Raw genomic sequence first — 24,254 nt, 5'->3', positions numbered from 1 at the left:
AAAAGGCGCAAGGCTAGTTAGGAGCCAATGATGCGTGTTATCGCTTCAGGCCCAGCCGTTTTATTCTCGATGCCAGGGTGGTGGGTTTTAGTTTCAGCAAAGCCGCTGCCCCATCATCGCCAAACAATTTCCAATCGCACTGCTCCAATGCTGCAAGCATGTTGCGCTTTACCCGCTCCTGCATTTCGTCATCGCCGATAATGCCTGTCTCACTTGGTAATTCTTTTGCGATGGTCATTTCGGTCGCGGATGCTGTGAGCGGCAGGTCGATGGTGACGCGACCCTGATGCGAAGTGATTGCCGCCCGTTCCATCACATTTTGCAGTTCGCGAATATTGCCCGGCCAGTTGTAAGTCAGCAGGGGTTTGAGATCGCTCTGCCGCAGCTTGCACTCTTTTTTGCTGAACTTTTGGCTCGCCTGCTCAAGAAAGTGAGTGGCAAGCAGAGTGATGTCGTTTCCGCGCTCGCGCAATGGGGGCGAGTGAATAGGGAATACATTCAGGCGAAAATATAAATCCTCGCGGAAGTGATGCGCCTCGGCTTCTTTTTTCAAATCTTTATTGGTGGCGGCGATGATGCGCACATCCACGTTGCGGGTCTTTTCTTCACCCACTCGCTCCAATTGCCCCTCTTGCAGTACACGCAATAATTTACTTTGTAGTTCGAGTGGAATTTCGCCCACTTCATCCAAAAATAAAGTCCCACCGTTGGCCAATTCAAAACGGCCAATGCGGTCGCGCACCGCGCCGGTAAATGCGCCGCGAATGTGGCCAAAAAATTCACTTTCAAATAATTCGTGCGGAATTGCGGCGCAGTTAACCCGAATCATTGGCTTGTCTTTGCGATTGCTGGCATCGTGAATCGCGCGCGCAATTAATTCTTTGCCGGTTCCCGATTCGCCGGTAATTAATACGTTGGCTTCTGTTTGCGCTACTAATTCAATTTGTTGGTGGATGCGTTTGATGGCGGTGCTTTCACCGATAATGCCGTGGTAGCGCTGCTCGATTAAGATTTCCTGTTGCAGGTAGGCGTTTTCATCTTCAAGGCGGGCTTTCAATTCACTCACTTCTTTTAACGCATCGCGCAATTGTTTTTCGGTTTCCATGCGCTGGCTAATATCGCGAAACACCACCACGGCGCCAATAATGCTGCCGCCAGAAATAATCGGGGTGCTGGTGAACTCAACCGGGAAGGGCGTGCCGTCCTGTTTCCAAAATACTTCCTGAATCCCTTCGTGCACCACGCCATCGCGAATGGCGGCATAGATAGGGCAGTCTTCAACCGGATAATGAGTTCCATCGTCGTGGGTGTGATGGTGTACATAGTGAATATTTTGCCCGAGCACATCGCCATCAGTGCGGCCCAGCAAACGTTTCGCGGCGGGGTTGATAAAAGTGCAAAGGCCGTTGGTGTCCACGCAATAAATGCCGTCGCCAACGGATGTGAGCATTAATAAATTATCGCGCTCGCCTTGCTGAAAAATCGATTGCAAATGTTTCCATTCCAGAATGCCGTTGCGGGCGAGGCGATCGGCATCGGCTTTATCGCGCTGGCGCTCTTCAGAATCAATATCTTTAATCGACACCACCAAATATTCGCGCCCTTTAATCACTGTGCGCGACGCCGATAGCTCCACCGGAATATGCATATCGTTTTTTAATCGACAGGGAATGCGTTTGCTTTTGGCGTGACCGCGCTGCAATGCCTCTTGCGTAAAAACGATTAACTGACCCAGTTCGCGTCCGTGGATGTAAGAGATGGGCATTTTCAGAATGTCTTGCCGATCAAACCCCAGCATCTGCGTGGCCGCGATATTGCAGTCGATATATTTGTTTTCCAGCGGGTCGAGCAGCATCAGCGGTTCGGGGCACTGCTCAAACGCGGCATTGCGCATCCAATAGGCGAGGCGGCCCCACTCTTCAGATGAATCAGCATCAAACATGAAGGTTTTCTCTTGGGTGAAGTGGCATATGGTTCTACTCAAGTGCGTAACTCAATGCTACGCACTTGAGTATTACTATGCAATTGCGTTGTGAATTTTTAAGCCCGTGTGTGCTCAGGTTCCTCAGTGCCTATATTTTTTCTGATTTAACTCATTGAATTGATTAAATAAAAAAGTTACATGCTCGCTTTCCGGTGTTTTCTTTCAAAGCTGGTACGCCTATCGCAATAGGGGTAGTACGACTTAACCGAAGTCGCTCAACCCAACCGCGTCTATCGCACTACCAACATTGAGGAAACAGCTATGCCAGTCGTGGATATCCCCCATTATCAAACCGGTGACTTTCTGGTCGATTACGAAGAAAAAGTGTTTGAGGATGTGCAAGCTGAACCCGGCGCAAAAGCGCTACTGACCTTTCATACCGTGGCCTTTGAAGGCTCGATTGGCCTGGTGAATTTGCTGCAAGCCAAACGCATTTTGCGCAAAGGCTTTGAAACCAAAATCCTGTTGTACGGCCCAGGCGTGTTGTTGGGGGTGCAGCGCGGTTTCCCAACACTGGGTGCGGAAGCTTTCCCCGGTCACCTCGCCTACAACGCGCAACTGAAAGCCTTTATGGCAGAAGGTGGCGAGGTCTACGCCTGCCGTTTTGCTTTGCAAGCGCTTTATGGGCAAACCGAAAAAGCCTTGATCGAAGGTATCCGTCCTATCAATCCGCTCGATGTGATGGATCTGCAATTGTTGATGCGACGTGAAAATGCGTTTGTTGTTCACACCTGGACGACCTGATTTTTTTGCTGATGTTTAACCTGTTCTTTCATTAACACTCAACACAATCAGGGTTACCTATGAACAAAGTCGTGGCTGCTGCCGTCCAGTGCAGCCCGGTGCTTTACTCCTGCGCCGGCACTGTAAATAAAATTTGCGAATTAATTGCAGATCTCGGCAAGCAAGGAGTCGAGCTGGCAGTGTTCGCAGAAACTCTGGTGCCTTACTACCCGTATTTTTCATTTATCCAGGCACCCTGCGCGATGGGCGCACAGCATTTGTTGCTGATGCAAGAATCGGTAGAGGTGCCCTCTATTTACACGCAGCAAATTTCTGCCGCTGCCAAAGCAGCAAAGATGGTGGTGTCTGTCGGCATCAACGAGCGCGATGGCGGTTCTATTTACAACGCGCAATTGTTGTTTGATGCCGATGGCGAGCTTGTGCAGCATCGCCGAAAAATTACACCGACGTTTCATGAGCGCATGGTGTGGGGGCAGGGCGATGGCGCTGGTTTGTGCGCAGTAGATACCGCCGTTGGCCGCGTGGGTTCGCTCGCTTGTTGGGAGCATTACAACCCGCTCGCGCGTTACGCGCTTATGGCGGACCGCGAACAAATTCACGTGAGCATGTTTCCCGGCTCATTAGTCGGTGAAATTTTTGCCGAACAAATTGAAGCTACGATTCGCCATCATGCTTTGGAGTCCGGTTGTTTTGTGGTGAATGCCACCGGTTGGTTAACGCCGGAGCAGCAAGCGCAAATTGTTGCTGATACCGGCGGGCCAATCGCTGCAATTAGCGGCGGCTGTTTTACCGCAATTGTTTCGCCAGAAGGAAAATTACTCGGCACGCCCTTGCGCAGCGATTCAGGTGAAGGCGCGTGCATCGCTGAATTGGATTTTAATCTCATCAACAAACGCAAACGCATGATGGATTCCGTGGGGCACTACAGTCGTCCCGAATTATTGAGCTTACTAATCGATAAAACACCAACAAGTCACACCCATCCATTGAAAAAACCCAGCGCAGCGAATGAGAAAAAATCGTCGGATGAAAGCGCTACGGGTTTAATGCTGGTGTCTGCTGTTGCAAATACTCATCTCTCCAGCGCAAGCAATTAGAGGATTCTGGTCATGGCACTGAGCAGTCAGCAATTAACGCAAATCCAAACTCAGGGGTTGCGTTGGGTCGATGAAAAAAATCTTGGCTTAACGCGCGCAGGCGGTGCCGGACCGACGGATCACAAGGCGTTCGATTTTGTGAGCCAGACCAGCATGATTCCCGTGTTTAACGAGCAGGTGAAGCGCTCACCGTTTAGTGCCAAAGCGGATGCGAATCACGAGCAGGTATTGATATTTGAAAACGAAAAATTAATTGCAAAAGCCGCTATGCCGGGGCGTCCGAAATTTTATGAATTAACGACGAGCGACGGTATTCCCTATTGGAAGATCGCCACCTTGCACAGTAAAGATGTGCTCGCGACTACCGTGTTGCAAGAGTGCGTACGCTATCGCAACCGCGATACCTCTTGTCAATTTTGCGCGATTGAAGAGTCGTTAAAAAACGGAAAAACCATCGCGCACAAAACACCAGAACAATTGGCCGAAGTTGCGCGCGCAGCGGTGGAGTTGGATGGCGTAACCCAAATGATTATGACCACCGGCACACCCAAAACATTGGATCGCGGTGCGGCAGTATTAGTCGAATCTGCACGAGCGGTGCGTGCGCTAGTGGATATTCCCATTCAAGCGCAATGCGAGCCGCCCGATGATGATGTGTGGTTTCAGCGATTGAAAGATGCCGGTGTGGACGCACTCGGAATGCATCTTGAAGCGGTGAGCGAACGCGTGCGCAAAAATATTATGCCGGGCAAAGCAACAGTGCCACTCAGCCGTTACATGTCGGCTTTTAAAGCGGCGGTTGCGGTATTTGGGCGCGGCAATGTCAGCACTTATATTCTTGCGGGCTTGGGCGATACCGAGGGTGAAATTATTGCGATGAGCAAACAATTAATTGAGCTCGGTGTATATCCCTTCGTGGTTCCGTTTGTGCCCGTCGCGGGTACGCCGCTGGAGCATCACCCTATGCCGAGTGCAGAAATGCTTGATCGCTTATTTCGCGAACTTGGTCCCGCACTGGTGCGTGCAGGTATTCAATCAGATTCACTTAAAGCAGGTTGCGCGAAGTGCGGTGCCTGCTCATCACTCAAAAGTTACGAACAGGAGGTGGCTCATGGCCCGGCTGCAGTATGCGTTTGATGACCAACAGTTTACCGATTTCCGCTCGCAACATATTCAAGTGAAAGTCGCGGAAAGCTCATGGGAGAAGCAGCGTTATTTTGCACTGCGTAAATCGGTGTTTGCGCAGGAGCAACAAATCCTGCCAGACAACGAACAAGACGGACAGGACTTTCGTGCGATTGCCATTGTTGCACTCGCAACTAACTGTGCAGTGGCCGATGACGTTGTGGGAGCGGTGCGTATTTACCAAGTCGATGATGAACACGACAATCTCTGGTTTGGCGGCCGCTTGTGTGTTGCACGCGCTTATCGCGGTCATCAATCCATCGGCAAAGCCTTGATTAATGAAGCGGTATCGCGCGCAAAAGATTCAGGTTGCACACGTTTTCTCGCCAACGTGCAGCCACAAAATGAAACTTATTTTCGCTCAGTGCATTGGCAAACCCTGGGCACTATTGAAGTGGCGGGGCGACCTCATGTGCGTATGCAAGCTGAGTTGGAGCAATATCCATTTATGCCAAGGCATTTGAGTTGAGGTGATGGTGATGAATAGCCTTGCAACCGTCAAAAACAAAAAATCCGCCTGCAGCAGTTGGGGGCATCACCAACAAAGTGAATTGGATTCGCTGTGCGACGAACTGCGTGCACTTCCAGAAATTTCTGCAAAAACAGCGATAAAAATTGCTGCCAGTTTTTGCGGCGACCAAACCGATTTGACACTTGAACAACGCTACGCAATGCCAGGTGATGATTGCGCTGCATTTAAAACGGCAGAGGGCTTTCAGCTGCTGGCGATGGAAGGCATGTTGCCGGATTTTGTGCGCAATGATCCGCGTTCAGCAGGTTGGTCGTCGGTGATGGTCAATATCAGCGATATAGCCGCAATGGGCGGCAGGCCAACCGCAATCGTCAATGCTTATTGGCATAGCGATGAAGAAGCCAGCGCAATTTTATTAAAACACATGAAGCGCGCCTGCGATGTGTTTGGAATTCATTTTGCGGGTGGCCACAGCAGCATTCAACCAGGTTTTACGCCGCACCTCGCAGTGGCGATTACCGGGCAGGCGAAAAAATTGCTGTCCTGCCATCACATCAAACCCGGTCAGCGTTTATTTATGTTGACGGATTTAACCGGCAGCTGGCACGGCGATTTGCCCTACTGGGGTTGCGTGCAAGGTAAAACACCGGAACAGATTCGCGCGCAGTGGAATGTACCGGCGGAATTGGCAGAGGCGGATTTAGCCGTTGCTGCAAAAGATATTAGCAACGGTGGTTTGCTTGGCACCTTGATCATGATGTTGGAATTAACCGGTTGCGGTGCCCTGTTGGATTTAAGTGCAATCCCGCGCCCTGAAGGGAATTTGTTGCGTTGGCTGCGCGCTTTTCAAAGCTTTGGTTTTTTGCTCGCGGTGGAACCAGAAAAAGTATCGGCTCTGCTGAATTATTTTCAGCACTCACATTTAAGTTGTGCGCCTATTGGGAGCTTCACCAGCGATGGAAAAATCCAACTCGACTACCTCGGCGCCACCGCCGAATTTTGGAATGTTAACCAACAACCACTGACCGCCATGGGAGGCAAGCATGCCCTCGGTTAATTTTAATGTGATCTGGCCCGACGGCGATAAAGTCACTTACTACTCGCCCTCCACCATAGTGCGTGAACATTTAACGGCGGGCAGCGAATACAGTCAGCGCGAATTTGATGAGCGCATTCAGGCTGCGCTCAACGCCGCTTCCGAGCGAGTGTATCAACGCTTTGGTTATTACTGCACTGCCGCCAGCGGTGAGCTGGAAAGAATCCAGTGCAAATTGCAATTTTTACGCGAGCAAGAAATTGCTGGCGATGTACGCGTCTCGCACGTTAATTAAATTATTGTTATAGGAAATAGTATGAACATGGCAGCAAATATTCACTCATCCCCACTGCGCAAACATCACAGCGCGATTGTTATAGGTGCTGGGCAGGCGGGGCTGTCCATGAGCTACTGTCTCTCACAGCAGGGAATCGACAATATTATTTTGGAAAAATCCAGCCAGGTTGCCGATAACTGGCGCAACCAGCGCTGGGATACCTTTTGTCTGGTCACACCCAATTGGCAATGCCAGTTGCCGGGATTTCCCTATCGGGGAAATGATCCGGATGGATTTATGGTAAAGGACGAAATCGTGGACTATTTGGAAAGCTATCGCGCTTTTTTCAATCCACAGATTATTTTTAACAGCCCGGTTATCTCGCTCAGTAAAAATGGCGAATTGTTTACCCTTGTTACGGCTGACACTATTTACACTGCCAATCAGGTGGTAATCGCTTGCGGCAGTTATCACGAGCCGCGTATTCCTACACTCGCCAAAAAAATGCCAGCACATATCGCGCATGTGCATTCCAATTTTTATAAAAACCCCGCCCAACTTCCACCGGGTGAAGTGATGGTAGTGGGCACTGGTCAATCGGGCTGCCAAATCGCTGAAGATTTGCATTTGGCTGGGCGCAAGGTGCATTTGTGCGTTGGCCCAGCGCCGCGCGTCAACCGTCGCTATCGCGGCAGGGATGTGGTGAATTGGCTAGACGATATGGGCTATTACACCACCACATTGGAAACCCATCCCGATGGAAAAAATGCAGTTCACTCCACCAATCACTACGTCACTGGTCGCGATGGTGGCCGCGATTTGAATCTGCGTATTTTTGCCGAGCAAGGCATGAAACTGTACGGCGTGTTAAAAGACACCGATGGTGAGCGCTTATTTTTTAAAGACGATTTAAAACAAAATCTGGATTACGCCGATCAAGTTGCTGCACGCATCGTAAAAAGTATTGAAGAATATATTCAGAAAAATGGCATTGCGGCTCCTGAGGACGACAATGTCCACAGCGACTATTTACCAGATATCGTGACCGAACTTGAACTTGCATCATCCGGTATTAACTCAGTGGTATGGTCTACCGGTTTCGCAATGCGTTTTGATTGGATTAATTTGCCGGTCTTTGATGAATCGGGTCACCCCAAACAAAAACGCGGCGTCACCGATACTGCCGGTTTGTATTTTATTGGTTTGAACTGGATGCACACCTGGGGCTCAGGCCGTTTTTATCAGGTCGGGCGCGATGCAGAATATTTAAGCGAAGTGATGGTTGCGCAACACAAGGATATGAAAGTCAGTGCGTGATGGTTACTGGGCGATATAATAAAAAGCCGAATCATTTCTGATTCGGCTTTTTGCTTCGTTATTAGATTTTATATCTGTGCGATTGCTTGGGCTTACTAGGCAGGACGGCTCATGTGGTATTCCAGATTCTTTTTAACGCAAGGCCATTCCTGATCAATAATCGAAAACACCACTGTATCCCGATAAACGCCTTCCGCATTCTTCTGGTGGTTGCGTAAAATCCCATCCTGCTTGGCGCCCAGCCGCGCAATCGCTGCGCGCGATGCGTGATTGTGCCAGTGAGTGCGAAATTCAACGGCAATTGCATCGAGCGTTTCAAGTGCATGAGTCAGCAGCAAATATTTGCATTCAGTATTGATACCGGTTCTTTGAAACGATTTTGCGTACCAGGTATAACCAATCTCCACACGCTTGTTCAGTGTGTCTGCATTGCAATAGCGTGTACTGCCGATAATTTTTTGCGTGGCATTATCAATCACCACAAATAACAACGCGCGGCCGTCACTCTGATCTTTAAACGCTTGATCAAGATAAGCACCAATAGAGTTGCTGCTGGGAACGGATGTGAACCACAAGTTCCATAATTCGCCATCGCTGGCGGCTGCAAGTAGTGCATCGGTATGCTCGCGTTTTAATGGAGCGAGGGTAACGAGATTTCCTTTTAATGTGGTTTCGTAAAGCCAGGGGTTGTTCATGGTATCCCTCTAATTTTATCGATGAATTATTTGTTGTGACTGTAGGTTGCCGGTGAGGAACGAACCGCAACATGACCATATGCCCGCAACCACCAATACCCAATTCGTGTGCTGTTATTCTTACGTGCAAATACAACAATGTGCCGTTTGTGATGGTGAGTGTTGCGGTTCGCAAGCTCACCAGCAACCTACGACTACAACGTTTCCTTATCCCGAAAATAAGCAACCAGCGCATTGGCGTGACCATGCCCTAGCCCATGTTCCTGCTTCAACCAATTAACCATCTCCATGTGCTTCATCTGCTTTTGCGCAGAGAGTTGCTTGAGCCAATACTCAATTGGATGGCCATATTTGGCTTCGATGGACGGGAAATAGGATGCAGGGCCTTTTACTTTTTCAGTGTTGGACATTGGAGTCTCCGAAAGTTTGATGATATGTATCAAGCTTGCTAAATCGCAAGTTTCATTACTAGTCGATTGAGCCGAAGATAATTCGACAGCTGGATTAGTTTTTATCAAAAAGAGGAATGACGGTTAAAACCACACCAACCCTTTGTAGGGGCTTTCTTTCAATGAGTCCAAACGGGTTTGCAAATTCCCACAGTGAATTTCCAATTTATGTCCGTCGGGATCAAGGAAATACAAAGAATCACCTTCGCTGGTGTTTTGCTTCCATTCAACCACTTTAGCTTCACGTAATTGCGCGGCGATTAGATTGAATTTATCTTCTGCGCAGTCGAGCGCAATATGCGAATAGTCCTGGCTGGGGATTGCTGTATCGCAAGATAAACAGAGCCATAAATCCCCCAAACTTAAATAAGCGCCTGCATCCCAACGGGCGAGGGGTTTAAAACCCAATAGCTGGATGTAAAAATCAAAAGAGGTATCAAGGTCGCCGACTGCAATAGTGATGTGATTTAAGCCGCGTAGCATGATTTATTTCACTGCAATTAATTCAATTTCAATTAAGTGTTCAGGGCTATAAAGGCGTGAAACTTGTACCCAGGTTGCCGCTGGAAATTGACCATTTACATAAAACGTTTTACGTTCAGGAATTTGTTGTTGCAGTGCTTCAATATCCAAGGCATAAATATTTTCTTTAATCACGTTCTGTGATGTCAGCTGGTAGCGGGCAAGAATTCCGCCAAGTTCTTTATAGCAAACACTTACCGCCTCCTGATAATTGGCGCCCCCGCAAGTCACCCCCGAGATGTGGTAAGTGTTTCCCGTTTGGGCAACTGCTGCGTAACCGATGTCTGATTCCCAAGAGTTAATTGTATGGCGTGTAATTTTGGTTGGAGCCGTTTGCATACAGCCTGCTAGCAGTAGTGTTGCAAATAAACAGATCATTATTGAACGCATAATTAAGCCTCGTTATTTGAATTAATGACGTTAAACAAAAAACCCGAACCATTTCTGATTCGGGTTTTGGTTTTTCTCTCACCACATCTAAAAACTTACACGTTGTAAGTCGATGATGAGGTGTGGCCGCCGCGGCCGGTCCAGTTAGTGTGGAAGAATTCACCGCGTGGTTTGTCGGTGCGCTCGTAGGTGTGCGCGCCGAAGTAATCGCGTTGTGCTTGCAGCAGGTTTGCTGGCAAGCGGGCAGTGCGATAGCCGTCGAAGTAGGTCAGGGCAGAAGTAATTGTTGGAGCAGGGATGCCGTTTACAATCGCCGCTGCAGCAACACGACGCCAGCCAGCTTGCGCTGCTTCTACGGTGTTTCTGAAATAATCGTCGAGCAACAAGTTGTTCAATTCAGGATTCTTGTCAAAAGCATCTTTGATATTGCTCAGGAAAGATGAGCGAATAATACAGCCGCCGCGCCACATCATGGCAATGCCACCGTAGTTCAAATGCCAGCCGTATTCTTTACCAGCTTCGCGCATTAACAAATAACCCTGGGTGTAAGAAATAATTTTTGATGCGAACAATGCATTGCGCAGATCATTGATGAACGCTTGTTTGTCACCGTCAAATTTAACCGCTGGGCCGCTGATTAGTTTGGATGCTTGAACGCGCTCGTCTTTTTGTGATGACAAGCAGCGTGCAAATACCGCTTCAGAAATCAGGGTGAGAGGCACGCCTAAATCCAGTGCGATAACTCCAGTCCACTTACCGGTACCTTTTTGGCCAGCGGTGTCGAGGATCTTCTCAACCAAGGCTTCGCCATTTTCTTTGTAGCCGAGAATGTCGCGGGTAATTTCAACCAAATAACTTTCGAGTTCTCCTTTGTTCCACTCGGCAAATACATCGTGCATTTCGTCGGTGCTCATGCCGAGCACTTCTTTCATGATTTGGTAGGCTTCACAAATCAATTGCATATCACCGTATTCAATACCGTTGTGCACCATTTTCACAAAGTGGCCTGCGCCTTTCTCACCCACCCAATCACAGCATGGGCTGTTGTCTGCAACTTTGGCGGAGATATTTTGGAAAATGTCTTTAACGTGTGGCCATGCCGCCGGTGAGCCGCCGGGCATAATCGATGGGCCAGTCAATGCGCCTTCTTCACCACCAGAAACGCCGGTGCCGATAAACAACAGGCCTTTGCTTTCAAGGTAAGCAGTGCGACGGTCGGTATCGGGGAAGTGGGTGTTGCCGCCGTCGATGATGATATCGCCAGCTTCAAGATGCGGAATGAGTTGTTCGATGAAATCGTCTACTGCTTTACCGGCTTTAACCATCAGCATAATTTTGCGTGGTTTGGCGAGTGACTGCACCAGCTCTTCAATCGAGCGGGCGCCGCGAATGGTTTTGCCTGCAGCGCGGCCAGCGATGAAGCTGTCTACTTTTTCAACTGAGCGGTTGTAAGCGGTAACTGTATAGCCTTTGCTAGCCATATTGAGGATGAGGTTTTCACCCATCACAGCCAAGCCAACCAAGCCTATATCGGAAAGTGGTTTCATAGTAGTAATAGCCTATCGTTGTGGTTGATGTCCTGACCCGCACGGACAATTCAACAGGACAGTTCCGGTCGCCAATGTCACCCGAATGCTGACCTGAAAAATTCCAGGGAGCAGTGATTGACCGATTTCTATGTAACGGCGCTGCTCTAACGGCTGCGCTCTTGAAGGGGTGCGTATTATTCCCGTTTGTGCGCCAAAAAAACAGCTGAAGAGGGAAAACTTATGGCTATTTTGGTGATTGTTTTGCTCAATTTGAGGGGCGTAACTGTTGGATCTTGCGTTTGCGGCGGCGATTGGGCTTGGCCTGCTGCGTTAAGGCCCAATCGATATGCTCCTGCACTAATGGGCTCGCAGTCCGTCTTTTTTCGGTTAATGAGGCCATGATGCGCTCCTCACTCGGAGCATTGCCCAAGCCCACCGCCAAGTTCCTTAGCCATCCCTCATAGCCAATCCGGCGGATCGCTGAGCCTTCGGTGCGGGTTAAAAATTCGTCTTCCGTCCAATTAAACAGATCGACCAAATCGCTATCGGCCAAACCGTGGCGCGGCAAAAAATCTGTCTCGCCAGTGAATTGCGCGTATTTATTCCAGGGGCAGATCGCTTGGCAGTCGTCGCAGCCGAATACGCGGTTGCCCATGGGTTCGCGGAACTCTTCGGGGATGCTGCCTTTGTTTTCGATGGTTAGATAGGAAATGCAGCGGCGCGCGTCCAGTTCATAGGGGCGCGGGAAGGCATCGGTGGGGCAGACTTTTAAACAGGCGGTGCATTCACCGCACTGATTGATTTGTTCGGGTTGATCAATCGGCAGCGGGACAAAGGTAAAAATCTCGCCGAGGAAAAACCAGCTGCCCACACCACTGTTGATGATCAGCGTGTGTTTGCCTGTCCAGCCCAAGCCGGCCTTTTCAGCGAGCGGACGCTCCATGACCGGGGCGCTATCGACAAAGGCGCGGTTTTGGCCTTTGAACGGATACTTCTCCGGCAGTGCATCATCGATTTTTTGTGCGAGCACGCTCAGGCGTTTGCGGATCAGCTTGTGGTAATCGCGCCCCAGCGCATAACGTGAAATATAGGCTTTGGTTGAGTCTTTGAGGATTTTTATCTGCTGCGTATCGCCGGGTAAATAATCCATCCGCACAGAGATCACGCGCACAGTGCCGGGTAATAATTCCGCCGGGCGTGAGCGTTTATTGCCGTGCGCGGCGAGCCACTCCATGCTGCCGTGATAGCCCCTGGCGAGCCACTCCTGCAAGCGGACTTCAGCATCCACCAGCTCGATATCGGCAATACCCACTTGCTGGAAGCCGAGTTCACGCCCCCAGAGTTTGATATTCGCGGTAAGTTGATGGAGATCGAGGTCTGGCATGGGCGGCTCATTAGCGGGTGAGTTGGGCATTTTGCCCGAAAATAGATCGGGTTACATTTTTAAACATTTGATTCGGGTGATATTCACCTTTGGCGGCTATAGTGGGGTCACATTTCCCATAGGAGTTTTGTTATGAAGTTAATGATGGTTATTACTGCCTTGCTGTTAAGTACGTGTGTTTGGGCAACCCCCTTACCTGCACAGCCTCACGTATACGTTGAAGGCTCTGCGGAGATAGAGGTCGAGCCGGATATGATGGCCTTTACGCTCAGTATCCAAACCGTCGATATTGATCTTGCCAAAGCGAAAGCCGACGTGGATGCGCGCTCGCGTTTGCTCATTGAAACCGTCAAAAAATTTGGTATCAAAGCCGATGATGTTGCCACTACCGCATTAAATATCCGCCCCGAATACGAATACAAAGAAAACCAACGTGTATTGACCGGCAACAATGTATCGCGTCAGGTGGATATCAATCTGCGCGATTTGAAAAAATATCCGGAGATGATGAAAGCTTTGGTCGATGCCAAAATTTCCGAGACCATCAATACCAATTTAACCCTAGCCGATAAAAAAGCCGTGGAAGAAAAAGTGCAAACTGCGGCAATGGATGATGCCAAAGCCCGCGCTGGTCGCTTGGCAAAATCGCAAGGGCAAACACTGGGTGCGCCCTGGTCTATTTCAGAATTTAATAATCGCGGCAATGAGCGCTGGGAATTGACACCCAATCGCCAGTTGATGGGAAGTTCTGCCAAAGAAGTGGGCGCTATGCGTATGGCCGATTCAGCGGAACCTTTTGAGCCGGGTGTAATGAAAATCAGTGCACAGGTGTATGTGGTTTATCTGTTGAAATAAATATCCGCCAGTGACGATTTAAAACTCCATTCTCTGTTTCAGCTCGCGTGCTTGTCGGCGCGAGCTGATTACTTCAGTTTTATCCTGCATCACAATCATTAAGCCATCGCCAATCCAGGGTTCTATGCGGACGATAAAATTCAAATTAATTATTTCCTGGCGATTCGCGCGAAAAAAGGTATTGGATTCAAGGCGTTCCTCCACATAATTTAGTGAGCGTGGCAATAGTGCACTTTGGCTATGGAAAAATACGCGCGCGTAATTTCCCTCAACTGCGATGCGGCTTATATCGCGGAATTTTACAAAGTGGCAGTGTTCGCCTTCGCGTATAAATACATGTTCCGGTGACGCCTGGTTGGGTGCGCGAGTGGTTTCCATTTTTGCATGCGGCCGGGCTGCGTTCGGTGCGATTTTTTCCAACGCGATTGCCAGCCGTTCTTGTGTTACCGGTTTTAGTAAATAGTCGAGCGCATTCACTTCAAATGCGCGCAACGCGTGTTGTTCATACGCAGTAGTAAAGATAACCTTGGGGGTGTAATCGCATTGTTCGAGCAAATCAAAACCGCTACCGTCAGGCAAGTGAATATCCAACAGCAGAAATTCCGGTTGTAACTCATTGACAAGCGCGAGTGCGGATTGAACATCACCCGCTTCCCCAATAACGTTACAGTGCGGATGCTCTGTTAACAAACCGCATAATTCTTTGCGTGCAAGGCGTGAGTCATCAACGATGATTATATTCATGCTAACTCTTCCAATTTTTTAGGGCGCGACACATTTTTTTACAATGGCATGCAGACTCGGGCGACAACGTGTTCACCGAGTTGCAATTCAAGTGTTGCCCGCTCGCCAAAGGCAATTGCCAGTCGTTCGCGCGCATTCGCAAGGCCAATGCCATTACCTTGGTGTAGCGCGGGTAATTCTGCAGCAGGGTTTTCCACCTCCAATTGCCATTCGCTGTCATTTAGTCGCTGTGCTCGCAGGCTCACCAAGCCACCAGTGCGACGACCGGCAATGCCATGTTTGATCGCATTTTCCACCAGTGTCTGCACAAGCAGTGGTGGCACTTTGGCATCCAGTAGCGAATCATCAATTGCAAATTCGTATTGCAAGCGCTGCTCAAATTGCAATGCTTCCAATGCGAGATACCCGCGCACCCAATCCAGTTCTTCGCGCAATGGCACGGTGGTATGCGCTTCAGCCTGCAATAAACCGCGCAGCAAGGTCGCTAAATCGGCCAAGCCTTTCCGCGCTGCGTGTGGATCCTCCAGAATTAATGCACGCAGGTTGTTGAGTGAATTAAATAAAAAATGGGAATTGATTTGGCTGCGCAAAAACTGTAATTCAATTTCGCGCAATTTCGCTTGGTCGCGCCAGTGGGCGATTTCTGTTTCGCGCCGTTTTTTAAATTCACTGCGCAATAAATACAGCATCGACCAGAGCGCTAACATAAATGCCGTATTAAACGTATATAAAACAAAACTGCTGGCGCTAAACGGGTGAATGCCGGCGCTGTGTTCTGGCGCTAGCGCGAAAACTGCATAAATCAGTAGGTGTAATACTATTTGTATCGTCAGTGCCGCAAGCGGAATCAACCAACCTAAATGCAGGCAGGTGCGCAAAAAAGTGAGCTGCGACTGTCCGCGCAAATAGAGTGCACGCAATTGGTGGCTGGTGAATAACAGCATAAATGATAGTGTGACAAAAATGCCGATTGCCGCGTTGGAAAAACTATTCCAGAGCACCGCAAAAATAATATTCAGCAGCAAATAGCTGCCCCAAAAAAAACCTTGCGCCAGCAGATACTGGCGCGGGTAGTTCGTAACGTGTCCTTGATTCATTTTGCGCTCAAAAATTCGCTTATTTGTTGGTTGACCCAATCGCCATCATCCCAGGTTAAGAAGTGGTAGCCAGTATCGGACAAACGTATATCAACATTTTTCAGTTTTGCATATTGCAGTTGATAAATTCCGGCTGTGCTGTCTTTGGTTGACCCGTAGGCTTTATATGCGGCCCACGCACCTAACACCAATGTGGGTTGTTTGATTGCGGCTATATCATTGCGCAGATCGGTGGTCATTAGGGCGATCATCGCTTGGGTGGTGGTTGCACGGTCGCTATTTTTACTCCACTCGATCAAAAGCGGTAAGCGCGCAGGATTATTGCTCATGCCCTGCATATTGGCTGTGGCATTTTTTTCATAATCTACCTGGCTTTGGTTGTTCATCATCACACGCATTTGCTCCGCTTGCGGGCGCATCAACTCGGCCGTCAAGGCCGGATTTTGAATGGCGGGATAAAACGGCAGCGCATCGACAATTACCAGCTTATCAACCAATTCCGGCGCCTTCAGCGTAAGCATCAAACTGAGTGTACCCCCTAAGCTGTGCCCCACCAGCGTGAGCTTTTTTAATTTATGCGTGTTGATATAAGCCAGGATCTCGTCGCGCATGGCGATTAAAAAATCCTGTTGCAAGCCGGGTTTTGCAGGATGACCAGCAAAGCCGGGCAATTGCAACAGATGACACTGGTAATTTTTTTGGAAGTGATCGCAGGTAGCGCGGAAGGTTTCCTTGCCGCTGTTAAGCCCGGGGATAAAAATCAGCGCCGGGCCACTGCCTTTGGTTTCAACGGAGAGTGAACCTTTGATTGGTAATGAGGTTTCACCATGGCTTTGGTTAGCTGACACCATGCAGACCAGTACGGCGATCATGACCGCCATAAGTCCACCATTTTTTTTACACAACATATATTGCTCCTTATCCTGAGGTTGGTTTGATTAACTCAACATCACTATATGAGCTGTGTAAAAAAGTGTGGGCGGGTTTCGTGACAGTGGTTGTGAGCCGTGGCTAGCGGTCAAAAAAAAGGGCGAGCGGTAGGGCAGTCAGTGTGGATTGTAACAACGGTTCAGTCCGCACAACTCTGCGCAATATATTCCTTCCATTTCACTATATCGGTGCCATCGGAATCAAACAGGCTGAGGCCAATTAGATAGTCGCCATCCTCATGGGGGCGGCACCATTTAACTTCAGTGACGAGCAAAAACTGGCGGTCACTGGCTTCATCGCGAATGCAGCAGCGCAGGATGATATCGGTAGCAACCGCTTCGTGGGCAATCGCACGCAAACCATTGGCGGAAATGTCCAGGCTTTTGCTCACCACCAGGGTTGGTTCGCCGTTGGCAGATGAGTCGAGCTCGATAATCACCGTGAGTTGATTATCGAGCCGGTATTCCTGGCGCTGATCATTATTATTCATAGGTTTTTCCATCGCACTGCTACCTATATGGGTGCCTGTTTATGGGTGCCTGGTTTTTTTATTTAAGAGACGTCGCGGCGCAAACCGCGAATCACTTTGGCCAACTGGTCTTCAAAATTGTCGCCGTTGCGCAAAATTTTTATCTGCTCTTCTACCATCAAGGTAATTAATTGTTCGCGGGTATATTCGGCCAGTTTGCGCCCGACTTGATCGGCAAAAATATATTTTCCGGTGGAGCTGATTATCACAGAGAGCTTCGCGCGCAATTTTTCGTCGGCATTTTGCTCGCTGTTGATCTCCAGCCAGGCACCGACTTGCAATTCACTTATACTCTGGCTGGCTTGCTGGTGTTTGGCAATAGTTGCTGCTGCTTGGGTTGCCGCTTGTTCAATGCGCAGGCGCTCGGCTTCGGCGGCTTGTTCGGCTTCGCGTCGCATTTTTTCATCGGCTAGAGCGCGCGCTTCCATCATGGCTTTGCGCGCAGCGGCGCGGCGCGCCTCAAGCTGTTCTTCTATACGCGCTTGCTCGGCGGCGCGCTCGACTTCGGCTGCGGCTGCAGCTGCTTGTTGTTGAGCGATGAGCGCGCGCACGACTTGTTCGGCTTTGTTTTTTTGCAGCAATAATTGCGCCTGCACACTGCGGTTGGCGCGTTCGATCAAGGACGGCAAGAGCGAGTAAATGATGGCAGCAAGGTCTTGTGCCAGTAGCGGGCGCGCAATACCGGTAGACAAACACAGGGCAAAATCCTTGGTGTTTTTATTCATCACCTTGCGCCCGGTGTGATCGACAAATAACAGTTGGTCGATGGCCGGATTTTTTAGCGCAAGTTTGCAGCGGATACTGTCTGCACCATCTCCATTAAAGATAATCCAGTCTCCAACATTAATACTGTCGGTCTGCTGCAACAGTGTTTTGGGAATGTGGGTGTGCATATCGCTCTGCCCGCCGGGATTGGCGAGTTCGGAAAACAGTGAACACTCTTGCGCTTGCTTTTGGATTGCGCTCATCAAGCAATGGTTTAATTGTTCGACCAATTGCACATAAGCTTGCGCGTTGCTGTTCGGGTATTGAAGGCTACGCTCCAATTCGGCGAGCACTAAGGGGATTTGGTCGTAGAGCAGTTGGTCGTCAACCTCAATCCCATCGCCAGAAAATAATTGCCCCAGCGCAGGTAAGAGGCGCTGCCAGCTTTTCCACAGGGGTAATTGCGATAGCTCGGCCGGATCAGTATTAAACGCCCAATATTGCAGTTCGCTTTTGAGCGTAATCGCGATAGCGTTGTGTAATTCGATGGGCAGTGGGCGCTCGGCCAGATTATGGTTGATGGCCTCGGCGACGCGCGCTTCAGCACTGATTAATTTCAGGTTGGCCAATTCGGTTTCGCACAGGCGTGCTTCAAGCATGGCAGCGCGCTTGTCTTCGGCGGCGAGCCAGTTGGTAAAGTCATCTAGCTGTTGCTGCAAGTTTGCGGCACCGGCGATTTGCTGCTCTTCACTAGCGGACCAATAAGTGGTGGCGAATGCCAACAAAGCGCTGAGTTTATCGAACAATTGCTGGTTAGGTTTGGAATCGCGCTTGCACCAATGGCTGGCGGGTGGTGTGATGGTAGAAAAAAACACGCGCAGCGGATGCTGTGCGCTGCAGTAAAATTCATCGTCCTTGGCGATCTGCGCGCACGCCGCGGATGTGAATTCGTCTAACAACGGTTGCAGGCGTGTATCCCAAGAATTGGTGTGGATAAATCCGCGCAACAATTCAGCCCCTAATTGCAGGCGCAGGCCAGCGGGATCGACCGATTCGGCCGCGGCGATACTGGCAAAGACTTCGCTCAGTTGCAGTGAGTCGCCGTCGATAATCGCTTGCAGGGTAAATTCAGACATGCAGTTCCGTGGTCGTAGAATAAGGCAGCAGTGGCATCAGTAAATAGAATCTCCTGCTCAATATAGTCAACTTGGCTGGGAGCTGCTGCATTTTCTCTGCCATTCCGGCAACGCCTTAACCCCCATCCAGACCGGCGAAGCCTTAACCCCATCCAGATAAGTTGCGTATAATCGCGCCCCATTCCTGCCCCCTACTGGTTGCGCTCCATGAAAATTACCGCTTCATCCCCCTTTCTTTACACCGCCAGTGAAGTTTATGCACTGGATGCAGCCGCGATCGCCGGTGGTATTCCCTCTATCCAGTTAATGAAGCGCGCGGGCCGGGCCGGGTTTGAGTTGCTGATCGAGCGCTTTCCTGCGCCGGAATTGATCAGTGTCTATTGCGGTGCGGGCAAAAATGGCGGCGATGGTTATGTGCTCGCGGCCTTGGCGGCACAGCGCAAGTTGCCGGTACAGGCGATCCAATTGACCGCTGCTGAAAAGCTAACCGGTGAGGCGCGTCAGGCCTATGATTTTGCCGTGCAAGAAGGCGTGAACATACTGCCGTTTGCCCAAGCAGCAGCACCAGCGAGTGGCGTGATAGTGGATGCCCTGCTCGGTATAGGTTTACGCGGCGCGCCAACCGCCGAGTTTGCGGCGGCGATTGCGCAGATTAACCAAACGGGTTTACCCGTGTTGGCGCTGGATATTCCCTCCGGCTTAAATGCCGATACCGGCGCGGTTGCCGGTGTTGTCGTGCAAGCACAAATCACCATCCCTTATATCGCTCTAAAGCGCGGATTACTGACTGGCCGTGGCCCGGCGGTCTGTGGTGAGTTAGACCTTGCTAATCTGGATATCCCCGCCGTTACTTATAATGAAGTTTCCCCCAGCGTAGAACGCTTGACCTTGGATGCGTTATTACCACTACTCGCACCGCGCGCTGCCGATGCCCACAAAGGCGATTTTGGCCATGTGATGGTGATTGGTGGCGATACTGGTTACGGCGGTGCTGCACTGATGGCGGCCGAGGCAGCGGCACGCACTGGCGCCGGCAAAGTTAGCGTGGCCACGCGCCCTGAACATGTGTCTGCCATTCTCGCGCGGCGTCCGGAAATTATGGCCTGTGGTGTGGTCTCCGGGCAGGAGCTTGAACCGCTGTTGGCACGTCCGACTCTGCTGGTCGTTGGCCCGGGTTTGGGGCGCACGCCTTGGTCGGAGCAGATGCTGCAACAGGCCATCAAATCCGGCTTGCCACTGGTATTGGATGCAGATGCGTTGAATATCCTCGCTGAAGGTCGTGTTGTTCCGGTTGCCGGTCATCAGCAACACAGTCCCTGGTTACTCACCCCTCATCCGGCAGAGGCCGCGCGTTTGCTCGGCATCACCACCGCTGAAGTGCAGGCTGATCGGTTTGCGGCGGTGCGGGCGATTAGCGCGCGCTATAACGCCAGCGTGATTTTAAAAGGGGCAGGCAGTTTGGTCGCTTCTGCCGATGGCCTGATTGGTGTAGTGACCGACGGCAACCCCGGCATGGCCAGCGGCGGTATGGGTGATGTGCTCTCCGGTATTTTGGGCGGTTTGGTGGCGCAGGGATTGAACGCGCATGATGCGGCGCGGTTGGGGGCTGTCATCCATGCTTGCGCAGCGGATCTGGCCGCTGAAGACCTCGGCCAGCGCAGCCTGCTGGCGACTGATTTGATCCCCTATCTTGGACAATTGCTCTAAGGTCAAAACCCTCTATGACAACCTATCTTGCCGTGCAGACCTATCTCGCAAATAACGAAACTGAAATGGTTGCTCTGGGTGAGCAGCTGGGGCGCGCTTTTAACCTGTATCCCGATGCGCTTACCGTACATTTGCTCGGTGATCTCGGCGCAGGCAAAACAACGCTCACACGCGGAATCCTGCGCGCTTTTGGTCATAACGGCGCGGTGAAGAGCCCAACCTACACTTTGGTCGAGGCCTATGAGTTTCCAGTGCGTACTGTTTACCACTTCGACCTCTATCGCCTCGGTGATGCGGAAGAGTTGGAGTACATGGGCATCCGCGATTATTTTGCCGCTAACACACTCTGTTTGATTGAGTGGCCAACGCGCGGTGCAGGCGTTTTACCCACGCCGGATCTGGTGGTTGATATCAGTGTCGCTGGCGAAGGGCGCCGCATTGAAGTGCGCACTGACTCTGCTGACCTGGCCAGATTGCTTCCCTCCGCCTGATGTTTTCTTATCCCCCCATACACTCCGGTTCATTGTTCAATTGGTGAAAAATTCATTCATGCCCTAGGCTTAGTGGATCTTTCCTGTGTGACCAATCGGAATACCATTAATCGAGTGTTAAAGGATGTACCTGAGTCATCGACTTCCGGCGGGCAGCGCCAGTGTTTTTTTATTCTTGTGTTTATTGCTTGCGCCCACCGTTTACGCCTATGAGCCTCCGCCCCAAATTTTATTTGGCGGTGATCTTGCTTATCCTCCGCTGGAGTGGATGGAAAAAAATCAAGTCAATGGGTTTAACGTTGATCTGGCGCGCGAGGTCGCTCGAGTTGGCGGCAGCAAGGCGGAGCATCACCTGGGCAACTGGCCGGATACCATGCGTGCGCTGGAACAAGGGCATCTGGATGTAGTGCCTATGTACTATTCACTGGAGCGCTCGCGCAAGTTTATCTTTACCCAGGCTTACCTCTATTCCTCGCATGCGATTTATGCGCTGCCCACCACTGCGCGCGTATCATCGATTGGCGATCTCACTGATAAAAAAGTGGCGGTAGAAGAGGAATCTTTCGCCCATCAGCAGCTGCGCCATCTGGCGAAAAAGCCGGACTTGGTGCTGACCTCGAATACACTCTCAGCGATAGAGTCGGTCATGCAGGGCAGTGCCGATTACGCAGTACTGTCCAGCCTGGCGGCCGATAATTTATTGCGTCAGCACGAGTGGGAATTGGCGCGGATGGGGCCGCCATTTTGGTCGCGTGGTTACGCATTTGCAGTCGATAAAAATAAACCGGAATTGGCAGAATGGCTGCAGGATTCCCTGAGTACCGCCATTGCCAATGGCAATTACCAAACGCTTTACCAAAAATGGCAAAACGATCTGGAGCCAGCGCAAGCCGACAACCGTTGGCTGCCATTTTTTTCCAGCGCATTTGCGCTGTTGTTGGCGGCATTCGTACTGGGCGGCAGCTGGTATTGGAGTTTAAAACGCAAGGTGGAGCAGCGCACACAGGAGTTGAGCGAAGCGCTGGCGCAGCGCGCAATTGCCGAACAGGAATTGCTCCGCGTTGCCCATTATGATGCACAGACTGGCCTTGCCAAGCTGCCATATTTTATCGATCAGCTGGATGATTATTTTCACGCTCATCAACAGCCGGTTAAACAAGAAAAAGAAATCCTGGTAATAAAACTCGCTGATCTCGATGTGATTGTGCGTACTTTCGGGTTTGCGCGCGCGGAAATGATTGTGAGCGCATTTGCGAATCATCTGCTCAAATTGGACGATGCTTTGGCCGCTTATTTAGGGCGCGGTGTATTTGCGTTGTTCATTAATAAGAGTAACGCGCTCGAATTATTCGATCGCCTGAGCAGCGCTATGGCCGTATCAGACCCGGGATTAAATTCGCAATTTGTCGGCGGTTCGGCCTACTGGCCAGAGCATGGACGCTCAGCGGGGAAATTAATGCGGCACGCCGAAACTGCACTGGCGATGAGCGAATTACGCCGCCGCCGCTGGCTCGCTTATGAAGCAGCGATGGAACCCAGCCGTGTTGATTTGGATATTATTTCAATTTTTATCGACGGCAATGTGCAGGGTATTTTCCCTGTGTTTCAACCGCAATTGGATTTGCGCTCAGGAAAAATTACCTCAGCCGAAGTGTTAGTGCGCTGGCAGCATCCGCGCTTAGGTTTGGTGCCACCCAATGTATTTATTCCGCTGCTGGAAAATTCCGGCTTGATCGAGCAAGTGACTGAGCAGATGATCGACGAAGCAGTACGTGTGGCGGTAATCTTGCGCGAACGCGATTTGCCCTGTTGCATTAGCATCAATATTGCCGCCTATGATTTAATTGAAACCAATCTTGCCGGTATCGTAAGTCAGGCACTCGTGCGTTATCAGGGGTTATCCAGCGATATTAAATTAGAACTCACCGAGACCTCGGTTGCGTCAGATCCGCAGCGCGTAAAACAAGTGCTTACGCAAATGAGCGAGTTGGGTATCTATGCCTCAGTCGATGATTTTGGTACTGGCTATTCATCGCTCTCCTATTTAAGTATGTTCCCCATTCGCGAATTAAAAATCGACCGCACTTTTGTCAGCGATATGCTCGGCAATCCGCGCAACCACAGCATAGTGCGCTCGACGATTTTAATGGCGCGCGAGTTGGGTTTGGTAACTGTCGCCGAAGGTGTGGAAGATGACCAGACATTGCAAATGCTGAAAAAAGACGGCTGCGATATCGCCCAGGGTTATGTTATTGCGCGGCCATTGCCAGAGGCAGAATTTATCGAATTTATGCGCGCCCACGCGGCGCAGGTATTTGATATGAGCCAATTTATGAAATAGGGTTTCACCAGTAAAGCTGGAGGGTTCTCTGCTCGAAAAGTTTTGTTAAATCTCCTCGCTATAAACGCGCGCTCCCTATAATTCCCCACTCCGAATTCACTATTAATAACCAGAGAAATCATCATGACCACTGAATTTCAGGCATTGTGCAATAGCATTGGCAATGAGGTGGCGCGTTTGCTGCCGGAATTTTTACAAGTACCTGAAGATTTCAATATCGCGCGCGGCAATTGTGCGCTGGCCATTATGAATGCGGCGGGTGAATCTTATGGCCGTTTGTTTGGAGACTTTCCACCGCGCCAGCGCGAGTCGGCAATGGTCGTGTGGAAAAAGGCCAATCAAGTCTGGCTCACCGGTTTTGCTACCGGCACCTTTGAGAAGCTGGCGTATGCTGGCCAAATCGATGAAGAAAAATATGGTTTGGCGCGCCCGGAATATATTGGCTGGCTCGGTGGGCTTGAAGCGCGCACCGCAAGTGGTGAGCGTTTGGTGGTAGCCTTCAGCGGTGTGCGCGGAGAGCAGGATCAGGGAATTTTGCGCAAAGCGGCAGAAAATTTAAAAAGTTTTTCGATTGTTGATTGCTAAAAACAAATCGTTGGTGAGTGGCTGCAGGCTACTTGCCAACGAGTGTGGTGTTT

24 protein-coding genes are annotated in these 24,254 nt (G+C 50.4%); 12 read left to right on the top strand and 12 right to left on the bottom strand.

The features are described 5' to 3' along the window. Positions 1–37: 37 nt before the first annotated feature. Entirely contained in the window at positions 38–1,942 is a 1,905-nt protein-coding gene (locus J2X05_RS12015; RefSeq protein WP_310072751.1) for a sigma 54-interacting transcriptional regulator, read from the bottom strand. Positions 1,943–2,245: 303 nt separating this feature from the next. Between J2X05_RS12015 and J2X05_RS12010 the strand changes: the two genes are divergently transcribed. From J2X05_RS12010 to J2X05_RS11980, 7 genes are read left to right on the top strand one after another with little or no spacing between them, the layout of a single operon-like run. Further along, positions 2,246–2,728: an MSMEG_0572/Sll0783 family nitrogen starvation response protein gene (locus J2X05_RS12010; RefSeq protein WP_310072750.1), complete on the top strand. Its 483-nt coding sequence runs from the start codon at positions 2,246–2,248 to the stop codon at positions 2,726–2,728. Positions 2,729–2,787: 59 nt separating this feature from the next. Beyond that, a complete protein-coding gene (locus J2X05_RS12005; RefSeq protein WP_310072747.1) occupies positions 2,788–3,825 on the top strand; it encodes a Nit6803 family nitrilase in 1,038 nt (345 codons plus the stop codon). A gap of 12 nt (positions 3,826–3,837) precedes the next feature. Beyond that, positions 3,838–4,962, top strand: coding sequence for an MSMEG_0568 family radical SAM protein (locus J2X05_RS12000; protein ID WP_310072745.1), 1,125 nt, complete (start codon positions 3,838–3,840; stop codon positions 4,960–4,962). Beyond that, positions 4,937–5,479 (top strand): MSMEG_0567/Sll0786 family nitrogen starvation N-acetyltransferase, encoded by a 543-nt coding sequence (locus J2X05_RS11995; RefSeq protein WP_310072743.1) that lies wholly within the window; start codon positions 4,937–4,939, stop codon positions 5,477–5,479. The genes J2X05_RS12000 and J2X05_RS11995 overlap by 26 nt, the downstream gene beginning before the upstream one ends. Positions 5,480–5,489: 10 nt before the next feature. Then, positions 5,490–6,539, top strand: a complete 1,050-nt coding sequence (locus J2X05_RS11990; protein WP_310072741.1) for a sll0787 family AIR synthase-like protein — start codon at positions 5,490–5,492, stop codon at positions 6,537–6,539. Further along, positions 6,526–6,813, top strand: a complete 288-nt coding sequence (locus J2X05_RS11985) for an MSMEG_0570 family nitrogen starvation response protein (protein WP_310072739.1) — start codon at positions 6,526–6,528, stop codon at positions 6,811–6,813. Before J2X05_RS11990 ends, J2X05_RS11985 begins: the two co-directional genes overlap by 14 nt. A 21-nt stretch (positions 6,814–6,834) precedes the next feature. After that, on the top strand, positions 6,835–8,112 hold the full coding sequence (locus J2X05_RS11980; RefSeq protein ID WP_310072737.1) for an MSMEG_0569 family flavin-dependent oxidoreductase: 1,278 nt from the start codon (positions 6,835–6,837) through the stop codon (positions 8,110–8,112). Between the two features lie 95 nt (positions 8,113–8,207). Here J2X05_RS11980 and J2X05_RS11975 read toward each other — a convergent pair whose 3' ends face one another. From J2X05_RS11975 to queG, 6 genes are all read right to left on the bottom strand, one after another. After that, positions 8,208–8,807, bottom strand: a complete 600-nt coding sequence (locus J2X05_RS11975; RefSeq protein WP_310072736.1) for a GNAT family N-acetyltransferase — start codon at positions 8,805–8,807, stop codon at positions 8,208–8,210. Between the two features lie 194 nt (positions 8,808–9,001). After that, positions 9,002–9,217, bottom strand: a complete 216-nt coding sequence (locus J2X05_RS11970; protein ID WP_310072733.1) for a DUF4287 domain-containing protein — start codon at positions 9,215–9,217, stop codon at positions 9,002–9,004. Between the two features lie 123 nt (positions 9,218–9,340). Beyond that, positions 9,341–9,739, bottom strand: a complete 399-nt coding sequence (gene fos / locus J2X05_RS11965) for a fosfomycin resistance glutathione transferase (protein WP_310072731.1) — start codon at positions 9,737–9,739, stop codon at positions 9,341–9,343. Positions 9,740–9,742: 3 nt separating this feature from the next. Further along, entirely contained in the window at positions 9,743–10,117 is a 375-nt protein-coding gene (locus J2X05_RS11960) for a RidA family protein (protein ID WP_310072728.1), read from the bottom strand. 146 nt (positions 10,118–10,263) lie between these two features. Continuing rightward, complete coding sequence (gene gnd / locus J2X05_RS11955; RefSeq protein ID WP_310072726.1) at positions 10,264–11,715, bottom strand: decarboxylating NADP(+)-dependent phosphogluconate dehydrogenase; 1,452 nt, start codon at positions 11,713–11,715, stop codon at positions 10,264–10,266. Between the two features lie 247 nt (positions 11,716–11,962). Then, a complete protein-coding gene (gene queG, locus J2X05_RS11950; RefSeq protein WP_310072725.1) occupies positions 11,963–13,081 on the bottom strand; it encodes a tRNA epoxyqueuosine(34) reductase QueG in 1,119 nt (372 codons plus the stop codon). A 132-nt stretch (positions 13,082–13,213) separates the two neighbouring features. Between queG and J2X05_RS11945 the strand changes: the two genes are divergently transcribed. Then, complete coding sequence (locus J2X05_RS11945) at positions 13,214–13,936, top strand: SIMPL domain-containing protein (protein ID WP_310072724.1); 723 nt, start codon at positions 13,214–13,216, stop codon at positions 13,934–13,936. A gap of 18 nt (positions 13,937–13,954) precedes the next feature. Here J2X05_RS11945 and J2X05_RS11940 read toward each other — a convergent pair whose 3' ends face one another. From J2X05_RS11940 to J2X05_RS11920, 5 genes are all read right to left on the bottom strand, one after another. Next, positions 13,955–14,680 carry a LytR/AlgR family response regulator transcription factor gene (locus J2X05_RS11940; protein WP_310072722.1) on the bottom strand — a complete coding sequence of 242 codons (726 nt, stop codon included), beginning with the start codon at positions 14,678–14,680 and terminating at the stop codon, positions 13,955–13,957. A 38-nt stretch (positions 14,681–14,718) separates the two neighbouring features. Continuing rightward, a complete protein-coding gene (locus tag J2X05_RS11935; RefSeq protein ID WP_310072721.1) occupies positions 14,719–15,777 on the bottom strand; it encodes a sensor histidine kinase in 1,059 nt (352 codons plus the stop codon). Then, a complete protein-coding gene (locus J2X05_RS11930) occupies positions 15,774–16,685 on the bottom strand; it encodes an alpha/beta fold hydrolase (RefSeq protein WP_310072719.1) in 912 nt (303 codons plus the stop codon). The genes J2X05_RS11935 and J2X05_RS11930 overlap by 4 nt, the downstream gene beginning before the upstream one ends. A gap of 161 nt (positions 16,686–16,846) precedes the next feature. Continuing rightward, a complete protein-coding gene (locus J2X05_RS11925; protein ID WP_310072716.1) occupies positions 16,847–17,197 on the bottom strand; it encodes a PilZ domain-containing protein in 351 nt (116 codons plus the stop codon). Positions 17,198–17,259: 62 nt separating this feature from the next. Then, positions 17,260–19,077, bottom strand: coding sequence for a DUF1631 family protein (locus J2X05_RS11920; protein ID WP_310072715.1), 1,818 nt, complete (start codon positions 19,075–19,077; stop codon positions 17,260–17,262). Between the two features lie 207 nt (positions 19,078–19,284). On the opposite strand from J2X05_RS11920, the gene J2X05_RS11915 reads away from it, so the two are divergent. The 4 genes from J2X05_RS11915 (at position 19,285) to J2X05_RS11900 (ending at position 24,201) form a co-directional block, all read left to right on the top strand. After that, positions 19,285–20,784 carry an NAD(P)H-hydrate dehydratase gene (locus J2X05_RS11915; protein ID WP_310072713.1) on the top strand — a complete coding sequence of 500 codons (1,500 nt, stop codon included), beginning with the start codon at positions 19,285–19,287 and terminating at the stop codon, positions 20,782–20,784. Between the two features lie 14 nt (positions 20,785–20,798). Beyond that, positions 20,799–21,275, top strand: coding sequence for a tRNA (adenosine(37)-N6)-threonylcarbamoyltransferase complex ATPase subunit type 1 TsaE (gene tsaE, locus J2X05_RS11910; protein WP_310072712.1), 477 nt, complete (start codon positions 20,799–20,801; stop codon positions 21,273–21,275). Positions 21,276–21,399: 124 nt separating this feature from the next. Continuing rightward, positions 21,400–23,616, top strand: a complete 2,217-nt coding sequence (locus J2X05_RS11905; protein WP_310072711.1) for an EAL domain-containing protein — start codon at positions 21,400–21,402, stop codon at positions 23,614–23,616. 123 nt (positions 23,617–23,739) lie between these two features. Beyond that, positions 23,740–24,201: a hypothetical protein gene (locus J2X05_RS11900; protein ID WP_310072708.1), complete on the top strand. Its 462-nt coding sequence runs from the start codon at positions 23,740–23,742 to the stop codon at positions 24,199–24,201. Positions 24,202–24,254 lie beyond the last annotated feature (53 nt).

This window comes from Cellvibrio fibrivorans (assembly GCF_031457055.1).
Classification (GTDB): Bacteria; Pseudomonadota; Gammaproteobacteria; order Pseudomonadales; family Cellvibrionaceae; genus Cellvibrio; species Cellvibrio fibrivorans.
Note: the sequence above shows the minus strand (reverse complement) of the source record. Positions and strands in the feature narration are given on the sequence as shown.